General features: G+C 40.0%; 14 protein-coding genes and 1 tRNA gene. 2 read left to right on the plus strand and 13 right to left on the minus strand.

Features of this window, described 5'->3' with window-relative positions; genetic code table 11:
• Positions 1-103 precede the first annotated feature (103 nt).
• Positions 104-177: transfer RNA gene (locus ABLA33_RS06480), tRNA-Pro, on the minus strand.
• Positions 178-225: 48 nt separating this feature from the next.
• Here ABLA33_RS06480 and ABLA33_RS06485 point away from each other — a divergent pair.
• Entirely contained in the window at positions 226-792 is a 567-nt protein-coding gene (locus ABLA33_RS06485) for a fumarylacetoacetate hydrolase family protein (protein ID WP_347719676.1), read from the plus strand.
• A 79-nt stretch (positions 793-871) separates the two neighbouring features.
• Here ABLA33_RS06485 and ABLA33_RS06490 read toward each other — a convergent pair whose 3' ends face one another.
• The 11 genes from ABLA33_RS06490 to serS form a co-directional block, all read right to left on the minus strand.
• Complete coding sequence (locus ABLA33_RS06490) at positions 872-1,108, minus strand: hypothetical protein (protein ID WP_347719677.1); 237 nt, start codon at positions 1,106-1,108, stop codon at positions 872-874.
• A 104-nt stretch (positions 1,109-1,212) separates the two neighbouring features.
• Positions 1,213-1,587, minus strand: coding sequence for a transposase (locus ABLA33_RS06495; RefSeq protein WP_347719678.1), 375 nt, complete (start codon positions 1,585-1,587; stop codon positions 1,213-1,215).
• A 128-nt stretch (positions 1,588-1,715) separates the two neighbouring features.
• Positions 1,716-2,462, minus strand: coding sequence for an EFR1 family ferrodoxin (locus tag ABLA33_RS06500; RefSeq protein WP_347719679.1), 747 nt, complete (start codon positions 2,460-2,462; stop codon positions 1,716-1,718).
• Positions 2,459-3,286, minus strand: coding sequence for a 4-(cytidine 5'-diphospho)-2-C-methyl-D-erythritol kinase (gene ispE / locus ABLA33_RS06505; protein WP_347719680.1), 828 nt, complete (start codon positions 3,284-3,286; stop codon positions 2,459-2,461). The genes ABLA33_RS06500 and ispE overlap by 4 nt, the downstream gene beginning before the upstream one ends.
• 6 nt (positions 3,287-3,292) lie before the next feature.
• Complete coding sequence (locus tag ABLA33_RS06510; RefSeq protein WP_347719681.1) at positions 3,293-3,964, minus strand: YggS family pyridoxal phosphate-dependent enzyme; 672 nt, start codon at positions 3,962-3,964, stop codon at positions 3,293-3,295.
• A 21-nt stretch (positions 3,965-3,985) separates the two neighbouring features.
• A complete protein-coding gene (locus tag ABLA33_RS06515) occupies positions 3,986-4,468 on the minus strand; it encodes a DUF4494 domain-containing protein (RefSeq protein WP_347719682.1) in 483 nt (160 codons plus the stop codon).
• Positions 4,469-4,495: 27 nt separating this feature from the next.
• Entirely contained in the window at positions 4,496-5,317 is an 822-nt protein-coding gene (locus tag ABLA33_RS06520; protein WP_347719683.1) for a glycoside hydrolase family 25 protein, read from the minus strand.
• Between the two features lie 179 nt (positions 5,318-5,496).
• Positions 5,497-7,392, minus strand: coding sequence for a tetratricopeptide repeat protein (locus ABLA33_RS06525; protein ID WP_347719684.1), 1,896 nt, complete (start codon positions 7,390-7,392; stop codon positions 5,497-5,499).
• A gap of 152 nt (positions 7,393-7,544) precedes the next feature.
• Positions 7,545-8,102 carry a peptide deformylase gene (gene def, locus ABLA33_RS06530; RefSeq protein WP_311489893.1) on the minus strand — a complete coding sequence of 186 codons (558 nt, stop codon included), beginning with the start codon at positions 8,100-8,102 and terminating at the stop codon, positions 7,545-7,547.
• 8 nt (positions 8,103-8,110) lie between these two features.
• Positions 8,111-8,527, minus strand: coding sequence for a Holliday junction resolvase RuvX (ruvX, locus tag ABLA33_RS06535; RefSeq protein WP_311489894.1), 417 nt, complete (start codon positions 8,525-8,527; stop codon positions 8,111-8,113).
• 9 nt (positions 8,528-8,536) lie between these two features.
• Positions 8,537-9,811 carry a serine--tRNA ligase gene (serS, locus tag ABLA33_RS06540; protein ID WP_311489895.1) on the minus strand — a complete coding sequence of 425 codons (1,275 nt, stop codon included), beginning with the start codon at positions 9,809-9,811 and terminating at the stop codon, positions 8,537-8,539.
• A 148-nt stretch (positions 9,812-9,959) separates the two neighbouring features.
• On the opposite strand from serS, the gene ABLA33_RS06545 reads away from it, so the two are divergent.
• Positions 9,960-11,171 (plus strand): HD domain-containing protein, encoded by a 1,212-nt coding sequence (locus tag ABLA33_RS06545; RefSeq protein ID WP_314602607.1) that lies wholly within the window; start codon positions 9,960-9,962, stop codon positions 11,169-11,171.
• Between the two features lie 146 nt (positions 11,172-11,317).
• On the opposite strand, the gene ABLA33_RS06550 is transcribed toward ABLA33_RS06545, so the two are convergent.
• Positions 11,318-11,788, minus strand: a complete 471-nt coding sequence (locus ABLA33_RS06550) for a hypothetical protein (protein WP_311489897.1) — start codon at positions 11,786-11,788, stop codon at positions 11,318-11,320.
• Between the last annotated feature and the right edge of the window lie 143 nt (positions 11,789-11,931).

Below are 11,931 nucleotides of genomic sequence, written 5' to 3' on the forward strand. Positions count from 1 at the left end.
TAACGAAAACGTATCTAAGATTATTGTATTTTGTAACTTTGCCGGCCAATACTGAGGGGGAAAAAAGAAAGAACTCAACTCTCAGAGAGAGTTGAGTTCTAAGTCGGGGCGACAGGATTCGAACCTGCGACACCCTGGTCCCAAACCAGGTGCGCTACCGGACTGCGCTACGCCCCGTTAAGCGAGAGCAAAAGTAATTCTAATTTTTGGAATAGCAAAGATTTTATGAAAATATTTATACTTAGCAACAATTACACTGAGATTGGGAACGTTTTTATGATTCCTGATACAGCTCTAAACCAAATAGGGCGGCCTGCTTTTTTACCTGATTATGCACTTCCTGCTGTCGGACGTGCTCATCTTGTTATTCGTATTAATCGCTTGGGAAAAGGCATTCCAGAACGTTTTGCTCCCCGATATTTTTCAGAAATAACAATAGGGGTACATTTCATAGCTTCACAGTTACTGGAGGAACTTCGAGAGAAAAGAGCTCCTTGGGAGCTTGCTGTTGGTTTTGATGGAGCAGCATCAATAGGGCGTTTTGTACCTATGGGAACATATTGCAATCATCACATAGAGATTCTGGCAGGAGAAAAAAAACTTTGTGCATACGATACCAAAGAAATGCTGGTGAAACCTGAAGAAATTGTGTCAAAACTTAGTCAAAATTATCGACTATGTCAAGGAGATTTAATCTTTCTTGGTTCGCCAATGACTTTTTGTACCAATATAGATACGCGGCTTACGCTATCGTTAGATGGAGCTTCTCTTTCTTCTTTCATGATAAAATAAGCAATGATTCTTAAAAATAAAGAATCCTAATGCGCTATTATTGGGCTTATAAATACAATAAGCCTCTCAGCTGACATCCTTATTGTATTTTTAAATACAATAAGGATATTTTATCTGTCAGTACACTGATAGAGGTCGTTAGACTGGAAGAGATTGTATAGTACTGGTCGCGGCCAATGGAGAACTTATATTGGAACTTACGACGACACAGTTCGTAGAGTTCGCGCATGCCTGCTTTGGGGAGGTCCTTACGCAGCTCTGTGGCATAAAGGACGATACTCATTCCTAGGATTTCCTCTTCTTTTTCTTGAGTCATATACTTGTAATAACCTTGTCTGCTTATGCCAAGATAATCGCAGAGGAAGGAGACGTTACGCCGCGTGGACGTATCTGCTTCCTGGCTCTGAGACAAAGTATTGATTACTTGGTATCGCGTTTTTTTCGGATGGGGATATTGAACATCTTCTCCGCTAAATCTATTATTGTGGAGTTGGCCAAACATCGCAATTCGGATTCAGAAAGAGCCTTCTTGAGGCGCTTAATCTCTGCCTCATAGGCTTTGCGCTCGTTGGAGAGTTGAGATTGAAGTTCATCGACAGTATTCGGGATTTTTGTTTCTTTCATAAGTCGTTCGATTGTTGAGAGATCTGGAGTGCCATATTGCTTGCAAATATAGCGGAAGGTGGTATAAGGAACTCCACGACTACGTGAAAAGTTTTTAGCGTCCATACCGCTCTCTAGGTAAGAACGCAACAACAGAACTTTCTCTGTTTCGCTGTACTTTAATCTTGACATAATCTTTTTTTGAGTTTATGAACTGTCAACTTATTTAGTACAGGACAATGTTCTTATCTACGAATAAAAAAACTTGATTTTAAGCTATTCTTGAAGCAATAAAGTGTAGGCTCAATTCTTAAAACGATTTAGGATTGTGGAGGACAATATTGACCTTTACCCTTAGTATATACGCGCTGTATGGCATTTTGGGGGCAATGGTGATAGCAAGCTAAGCATCCGATACAATGGTGTTTATATTGTGGAATACTTGTAGGAGAACAATCTATATTACAGATGGGGCATACCTTTGCACATTTGCTGCAATGGATGCAAAGATCTTTGTCTACTGTAAATTTTTTATCATCTATAAAGAATTTGTAAAAAAGAGGACGAAGTATTCTACTTTTAATCCATGGACAAGTTCCACGATTTATCTCATAGAACATTTCATGCTTTTGAATCTTTGTGGCAAAAACTGAGATGTGGCTTTCTGCTACTGCAATTTTTTTAGCTGCAGCAGCCTGAGTATCTAACTTGAAACCGGGGAAATCTATATATGTTTCAGGCATTTGAATGGAGCAGATGGAGATATTGTTTATGTCATACTGTTGTAATAAGATTTTTACCTCTTTATCAGTGAGACCAATGTCGTCACCACATGTACAAACTACATAAACATAGCTAAATTTCCTTTGTTTTTCAGAGTTACTGAAGAATCGCCGGAGCTGATCAATGAAGACCCTCGGTATTCCCCAAGCATAGATAGGGAAGAATATTCCTAGTACATCATCGCACTGCTCTGAAGTCTCCTCTATTATTACATCATTCGTGAGAGTTGCTATTTTGTTGGCAGCCCATCGCGTGTTGCCTGTTCCGCTAAAACAGATAATCATTTTAGAAGTGTACTTTGAAACGTGAAGCAGTCTGAGAAAATCTTTCGAAGATCGCCCTGTTTATTTTTGAACAGGGCAAAGACTGTGCTACCACTGCCCGACATAAGCGCAAAGCATGCTCCCATATCATAAAGTGTTTCTTTGATGGCTTCAATTTCTGGATGTGTGGAGAAAACGCTTTTCTCGAAGTCGTTGCATACCACGTTTTTCCATTCTTCTACAGGTAAAGCTAAAGCTTCACGTAGATCTACTGAAGTTTTTTGGGGCACGATTTGCGAGTAAGCTTCTTGTGTAGAAACTGAGGTTTGTGGCTTCACGAGTACCAATACCCATTTTTTTAGCGAGAGAGTAATAGGGGAAAAGATATCCCCAATCCCCGTTGCATAAGCGGGGTGCGGGTCAATAAAAAAGGCACAATCAGCTCCGAGTTTGCTGACGCGTTTTTTCATCTCAGAATTATTCATTCCCAGTTGATATTCTTCGTTGAGAATGCGCATCATGAAAGCAGCATCACTCGATCCACCACCAAGTCCTGCTCCCATGGGTATTTTTTTATGAAGTAAAATGTCGAGCTGAGGAAGATCAAAGTCTGCTTTCAGCTGATTGTACACCTTAATAATTAAGTTGTCTTCAGGATTTCCTTGGATCTTAGGGCCAACAGTCTGGAGTAAATACGGTTCGTTAGAGTTGTGAAGTGTTTTTACTTCAAGATTGTCACAAAGAGGTATAGGATAAAATACGGTTTCTAGATTGTGGTAACCATCAGCTCTTTTTTCAACAACGTAAAGTCCGAGATTTATTTTGCAGCAAGGATTGAGAAACATAACTTTTTAGTATTGACGTTCACCAAAGATAGCGGTACCAATGCGTACCATAGTGGAACCTTCGTTTACTGCTATCTGAAAATCGTGAGTCATTCCCCAACTCCGTTCACAGAAAGCCTCATCGTTAGGAAAGTATTTTTCTTTTATCTCTTCAAAGAAGATGTGCGCCGTTTCAAAGTCTTTGCATACCTGTTCTGTATTATCAGTGTTGGATGCCATACACATTAAGCCACAGATTTGTATGTTCTTCAACTCTTTCCATTCACCATCTTCAAGCAGTGTGCGACAATCTGCGAGAGAGAATCCAAACTTGGTGGCTTCTTCAGCAATGTGGAGTTCTAACAGAATGCGTATAATGCGGTTATTGTGAGCTGCTTGCTTATCAATTTCTTTCATGAGTTTGAAAGAATCAACCGCATGAATCAAAGAAATATAAGGAGCTATATATTTTACTTTGTTGGTCTGCAAATGTCCTATAAAGTGCCATTCTATATCTTTGGGAAGCGCGGGAACTTTTATGCGAAGTTCCTGTTCGTGGCTTTCCCCAAAGATTCGTTGGCCTTGTTCATAGCATTGTTGAATCATCTCTGCGGGATGAAACTTAGAAACAGCAACGAGCTGTACATTTGAAGGAAGCTGTTCGCGGATTTTTGCTAGATTTTGCTGAATCTCTGTCATTTTGCTGTTGATTATTTGGCTTTATTCCTCGAATTCAGGTTTGTCAACCTTAGTCATGCTTTCGGGGGCACTTTGCTGATAGTGATATACGTCCATGATCGTTGTTTCTTGAACACTGGCAATCGTGTAATCCATCATGCTACCTCTCATACCTTCATCTAGACGCTTAATACTATCGCGTAAATCAGTAGCTTGAATCAGAACCTGTTGTGTTGTCTTCCTCTCTTTTCCGCTTTTCTCGTCAAGAGTGACAAATAAAAGTTTAGCTTTGAAGAAACGATCTGCACTATCGTCTGTTGATTCAAAGATTTCGGCAAAATGTGCACGTTTAATGTCGCTAACTTCAAAAGCTCCCGCCATAAACGGTGAAATTTCTTCGATGATGCGGCGCTCAGCTTCAGTGAAGCTAATCGCATCTACGAGATATGGCTCTGTAACTTTTTTCTGCTGACCATTTTCCATGGTCTTCTCATATTTAACGGTGCATTGGAACCATTCAGACATAATGTTGCTGTGTTTATTTAGTTGTGATTATAGTTTTAGCTGATGAAGCGTAAATCCTGACATAATTCGGCTGCGGTCTACTTTTCCACGAATGCCAGGTATGCGCCCACTTTGTGTATATTGCCACATGATATATGTTTTGCCGTCATTGAGTACTGGAGCGTCAGTACGGTAGCGAGCAATCATCCAATGATAGTTGGTAAACAATCCTTGGAAATGACGATTGTAGAAATTGTGGTACGTATAGAGTAAGGGTTTTTTTCCGTAGTAACGTTCAACAAGTAGAATGAACTGTCGAAGATTCTCGATAAAGGCAGCTTCGTCCGAATCTTCTTTTTCAATATCTATGATAGGGACAAGATCTTGTTCCTCACGTCGAACCACTTGCGTCATGTTTTCTAACTGTGCTTGAGGTGTAACCTGCGGACGATAGAAATGGTAGCTTCCTACGCTCAGTCCTGCACGGCGTGCACCAAGTAAGTTCTGAATATAATAATCATCTCTAAGATTTTCTCCTTCAGAAGCTTTTACATAGACATAAGAAATTTCTGCATTACGAGCAATTTCATCCCAATCAATAGTTTCTTGATAGTGACTTATATCTATTCCTTCCACATAGCGTGTGTTTATATGCCCATTTCCACGTGCGTTTCCGCCAATAGCGATATCACGACCTAAAGGACTTGTTGCCTTATCGGTTTGCGCCTTGTAAGAAAGATGATCAGGTTCAATGATAACTCCTTTTCCCACTGTAGATATTGTCTTCTTACGATCTTCGAGTGCATGAACTGGGAGAACGAGCAGAACGGCAAATAAAAAAAGGAAAATTTTACTGATGCGATATTTCATAAATAAAACATGCGTGACTTTTATCGATTTGCGAAATTAAGTAATTATTCTCAAATACTTTTGCTTTTAAGAATAATTTGGATGTCAATTAAAGCTCTTTTGCACGTTCTCGAGATGATAATTTAGATCTTGCTGTTTGACGGATAAAAATCTTTAATAGAAAATGCTAGAAGTATAAATTAATTTTGAGCTTCTTTCAACAAGTTATACGCTTTATAGAGCCCTAGTTCTCCAGCACGGCTGAGATCAGATATTGCCTCTTGTTTGCGATTGTCTTGTAAGCAGAGAATCGCACGGTTATAGTATGCTTCAGCAAAACGCTTATCAAGTGCAATGGCTGTAGAAAAATCTGCTTTAGCCTCTTGTACTTTTCCAAAATAGGCAAGAAGACATCCGCGATTGTAATAGGAATATGCATTGTTTGGTCTTAATTTTATAGCCTCCTCCATATCCATTATTGCTTGATGTGCATATAGGACTTTTTGTTCTTTATCGGCATTTAGATACAGCGTTCCAAAAATGTTTGCACGATTCTGTAGAGCTATCACAGAATTAGGGCTAAGAGAAACTGCTTTCTCTGCATATGTCCAAGCTGTATTGTAGTCGTAAGCCATATAGGCCAACATAGAGCGGAGTAGGTAAGCATCCGTGTCTGTTAACCTATTGAGTAATGTATCTATACTCATTCTATAGTTTTCTGAATGTGCAAGATTTTTAGCGTCTTTTTCACAGCTGAAAAAGACGCGATATTTGGCATTGCATAGATAGTGGAATCTTCCCCTTTGTTGTTCAGCCTGAAGTTCTAAAGATTCAAACCTTTTACTCAATTCTTCAGTTTCACTCTGATAGCCAATGCTACGATAGCCTCGTGCTGTGACGGGAAGAAGAGTTATTTGAAAAGACGGCATAAGGCTAGCTTCTACTTTACTGTTCTGAACCTTACCAAAGATGCCGTCACCAAAAATCTTGGCTGTATCGAGAGTTTCTGTAATTATGCGGTCATAATGCTCCAAAGCATGGTCGGAACGCAGTCTGACCTTTTTGTGTATTGAACGGCTAGGGCGTGCAAAAGAAATATCTAATTCTGCACGAGCAATAACCGTCTCGTCATTCAATGCTCCTTTAATATCTCCAATTTTTCGACGACATTTAGCCCGTGCAACATAGCCATACATAAATCTAGGATATGTTTTTATTAAAACACTATAGTCGCGTATAGCTCCACAGTAATCTCCTGTCTGTTCACGAAGAAGAGCGCGATTATAGCGGGCTAATGTATTTTGTGGTTCTACTTTTAAAATGAAGGTGAAGTCTTGAATCGCGCGATTATCATCCCCCACAAGTGCGCGTAATAAGGCGCGATTATAGTGAGCCACGAAATGTTGTGGGATAAGACTAATCACTTTATCGTAGTCTGTGATAGCAGCATCAAACTTATTGAGAGAGTTGCGCGCCATAGCTCTTAGTAGATAGCTTTGATCATCATTAGGGGCATATTTAATGGCTTGTGTAAGAAAGCTATCGGCAGCTGAATATAAGTTGTTATTTATGGCACACTGTCCCTTGAATTGCCAAATTTGAGATTCGTTGGGGCGGAAAGTCAATAGGGAATCCATCCAGGTGATGGCTTTCAGTGTGTCCTTTTCTTCTAAGTATATTTGTGCTTGCGCCATATAAGCCCGATAAAATTTAGGAGAGCGATGTAGTATTTTGCTTATTTCCACCTTCGCACTATCCATTTCTTTGATTTGCATGAAACAGTACGCTTTATTAAAGCGTGCATCTTCATTATCTGGCTTTTCAGCGAGGGTGTGCGCATAATCGTTTATCGCTCCATGATAATTTTTGAGATTGATACGGCACAAACCACGGAGTTGGTATACTTCTATCTTATATGGATTTAAGAGAATTGACTGTGAACAGTCAGCATCTGCACCATGGAAGTCTTCTAATGCAAATTTTGCCAATCCACGAAGATACCATGCTTCGGAGTTACTTGAACGTGCCTCTATCACTTGGTTAAAATAGCGAATAGCGCTGAGGTTATCATCAACACTCAACGCATTACGTCCCATGAGCAGGGTGCTTGTAACATTGATTTGTGCATAGAGGAAGCTTGGCACAATGAGCAGAAGCAATGTAAGCAAGTGCAAAAGCCCCTCCGCAGTGGAGGGGCTTTTCTTATTGTTTGGCTTGGTACTTGTGTGTGCCATAAATCCAGCTTTTCTTATTTGGGTGTCTTCACACGATAACTGCAACTTACTTTTCCTTTGCGCATCATCTCGAGTTTTTTCTTCACAAGTTGTTTGCGCAATGGGCTGATTCTATCCGTAAATACAACGCCTTCGAGATGATCAAATTCGTGCTGCATAACACGCGCTAAATATCCGTCTACCCATTCATCATGAGGTTGCAAGTTCTCATCTAGATAAGTAACATGGATGCGTGTTGGGCGACGTACTGGTTCGCTAAGTCCAGGCAAACTAAGACAACCTTCATCGAGCAGAGCCGTTTCGCTATCATCCACTTCCACGATATGTGGATTGATAAATGCATGATTATAGCCTTCATATTCGGGAAATTCGTCTTTGAGAACATCCAAAGAGATAACTACAACACGTATGGATTTACCGATTTGTGGAGCTGCCAATCCGACACCATTACTTTTCTCCATTGTCTCAAACATATTTACAATAAGTTCGTTGAGCCCTGGATAATCGGTTGGTATATCTTCTGCAACTTTGCGAAGTACGGATTGTCCGTATGTATAAATGGGTAATATCATATTCTCTTTTAAATATTTCGTTTACTTTCCATATACGACTGTAGAATTATACACGCACTGATTTCATCTACAAGTGCTTTATCGCGACGGCGTTGTTTTCCAATGCCGCTAGCAAGCATTGTTTGGTGAGCTAGGACAGAGGTGAAACGTTCATCGTAAAACTCTAGTGGAATCTGGGGAAATTGTTTCGTGAAATTAGCGGCAAATTGACGAACACGCTGTTGATTTTCAGAAGGTTGTCCATTAGTCTGAGTGGGGAGTCCCAAAATCACACACTCAACAGGTTCTTTTTCTAAATAGTCCTTTAGAAAGGGAAACAGATTTTTTGTTTCGACAGTTGTCAGACCGTTAGCAATGATTTGCATAGGATCGGTCACTGCGATACCGGTTCTTCTCTTTCCATAGTCGATGGAGAGTATACGCATTATGTGGATTTACTTAATCATATCTGTACCCATATATGCTTGCAGGGCCTTGGGGATTCGGATGCCTTCTGGAGTTTGGAAATTCTCCAATAGTGCTGCAAGAATACGCGGCAGAGCTAATGCAGAGCCATTAAGGGTATGGCAGAGGTTAATCTTTTTGTCTGCATTGCGATAGCGGCACTGTAATCGATTGGCTTGATATGTGTCGAAGTTGCTAACAGAACTTACTTCCAACCAACGCTTTTGTGCCTCACTATAAACCTCGAAATCATAGCAAATGCTAGAGGTAAAACTCATATCACCACCACAGAGCAACAGGATGTGATAGGGGAGCTCTAGTTTCTTCAAAAGTCCTTCCACATGATCAAGCATTTCTTGATGACTTTGCTTACTGTGTTCGGGAGTATCAATACGAACAAGTTCAATTTTAGAAAATTCATGGAGACGATTTAACCCGCGAACATCCTTACCATAAGAGCCAGCTTCGCGACGGAAGCATTCTGTGTAGGCACAATTCTTGATGGGGAGGTCTTTCTCATCTAGAATCTCATCACGATAAATGTTTGTGACAGGAACTTCTGCTGTAGGTATGAGATATAAATCGTCCACTTCACAATGATACATTTGTCCTTCTTTATCAGGAAGTTGACCAGTTCCGTAACCACTAGCGGCATTTACAACAGTAGGTGGCATAATTTCTGTATACCCAGCTGCGCGAGCTTCATCAAGGAAAAAGTTGATGAGAGCACGTTGCAAACGTGCACCTTGACCAATATAGACGGGAAAACCAGCACCTGTAATTTTTACACCAAGGTCGAAATCTATGAGGTTATATTTCTTTGCTAGTTCCCAATGAGGCAAAGGATTTTTTGGCAATTCAATAAATTGGCCTCCTTCTTTCACAACTATATTATCAGTCGCATCTTTTCCCTCAGGTACTTCTTCATAAGGGACGTTTGGGATTGTATAAAGAACTTGAGTACGTTCATCTAGTGCCGTTTTCATGCTTTCTTCAAGTTCTTTTGTCTGTTCTTTGATTTCAGCAACTTGCTCCTTAGCAGCTTCAGCTTCTTCTTTCTTACCTTCTTTCATCATTCCCCCAATGCTCTTAGAAATAGTTTTCACTTGCGAAAGGAGAATATCTAATTGTGCTTGCGCTTCTTTTCGTTTATTGTCAAGTGCAAGTACTTGTTCTATAGTTTCACGAGCGTCAGCAAAATGTTTCTTTTCCAAACCGCGGATAACGGCTTCCTTGTTGTCAAGAATCTGTTTTATTGTCAGCATAATTTATTGCTTAATTACTTATATGCTGCAAAAATAATAAAGATTTAGCGGAATATTATGCTTTATACCGATTTTATGACTGGCAGACAAGAGGCTAACTAGATAAATATGTATTTTTGCTGAAACAATCAATGTATATGAGAAGTATATGAGAGGTCCACTAATTATTAACGATCCTGTTTATGGCTTTACAAGGATTCCTCGTGGCTTATTGACAGAGATCATTGCTCATCCTTGTTTTCAACGTTTGGGACGTATCCGACAATTAGGAATGTCGACTTGCGTTTATCCAGGTGCGCAACACACACGTAAACAGCATTCTATCGGCGCATTTCACCTAATACAAGAAGCGCTGAATCGTTTGCAAGAGAAGGGACATTTTATTTTCGATTCAGAAATAGAAGCGGTTGAGGCTGCCATTTTACTACACGATGTAGGACATGGACCTTTTTCTCATGTCTTAGAGAAGACCTTTATGAAGGGCATTACGCATGAGGAGATTTCTTTGCTTATAATGAATCGCATGAATGAGCAGCTGCATGGTGGGTTATCTCTAGCTATCAATATCTTTGAGGATAAATACCCGAAACGTTTTCTTCATGAGCTGATTTGTAGCCAGCTAGATGTTGATCGTTTAGACTATCTTTGTCGCGATAGTTTTTTCTGCGGTGTTTGTGAAGGCAATATTGGAGTTGCTCGTATTATAGAAATGCTCGATATTATTGATGACAAGCTGGTTGTAGATGTCAAAGGCTTATACTCTGTTGAGAACTATCTAATGTCCCGACGTATGATGTATTGGCAGGTATATCTTCATAAAACGGCCGTTGCTGCAGAGGAAGTCCTTCGTGCTGCTTTGCGACGTGCAAAGTATTTGGTGCGTAGTGGAAAGAATCTGTTTGCTTCTCCTTCTTTGCTTTTTTTCTTAAGGCATGAAATTCCTAATAAAGAGCCTGATTGGTTGGATTATTTCCTTGAGCTAGAAGACAACGATATAATGTCTGCTTTGAAAGTCTGGATGAAATCAGATGATAAGATTCTAGCAATGCTTTGTTCTGATTTTATCAATCGTCGATTGTTCAAAGTGGATGTATATGCAGAATCTATACCTAAAGGGGAAGCGGAGAGATTGAAACAGGAACTCAGCAAACAGCTGGAACTGCCATTGGAGGATATGGATTACTTTGTGACATGGCGTAAGGTTCAGAAAGAATTGTATTCTGTCACGGCCGATGGTATTGGCATTCTCTATCCCGATGGAGAAGTGAGAGATTTCATAGATGTGAGCAATATCGTCCGCAGTGATATTGCAGGGCTTTCAGATGAGAAATTCTATGTGTTTCGGCAGCGTATGGAATGAGACGGATAAGCGCTATTTACAGCTACTAACATTGTTTCTGCATGATAGCTAAGAATAAATAGAAGAGGTATAAAAAAAGCGAACTAGAACATTATGAAAGATGTTTCAGTTCGCTTTTTTTCTTAATTGAGCTTCAATTCTTTTCTTTACTCCTTAGGTGAATAGTAGCTGTTATTATACCAATGATTATAGCCATATCCACTAAGGTCATAAGCAGCTACAAGACGAAGGTTATAGGCAGTTCTGTACATATAGTCGTTACAGTACAAAACGGCATAATCACCTTGCAGTACAGGGATAGGAGCTTCAATGTCTACATTTAGTGAAGAATTGGTGAAGTGCATGAGCAGGCTACCGTTCCTGACCATCCACTGTCCATATTCAGGTGAACCTCCTCTACGGAGAGTCTGGAAAGAACCATCTCGGTAGAAGTAGAAGATATCGCCTGCAGTATAGGCATAATTATTGGTAGAACTCACTACGCGCCATGCACGATTGCTTAGCACCATTTCTGCATAGCTATCAGGGTCGTTATAATCCTCTACGCAGGAAGTGAGGCTGATGGATGTTATTAGGAGGACCATCAGCAGTGTTATGGATCTAGTCAGTTGTTTCATAATAATTCTTTTTAATACATTGCAAATATATGTAGAATTTCTGAATAATAAAAACCTCCGCAGCGTTAGCTATCGGAGGTTTTGTGACTCGCATAGGATTCAAACCTATAACCTTCTGATCCGTAGTCAGATGCTCTATTCAG

Origin of the sequence: uncultured Alloprevotella sp. (genome assembly GCF_963536905.1) — a bacterium.
Classification (GTDB): domain Bacteria; phylum Bacteroidota; class Bacteroidia; order Bacteroidales; family Bacteroidaceae; genus Alloprevotella.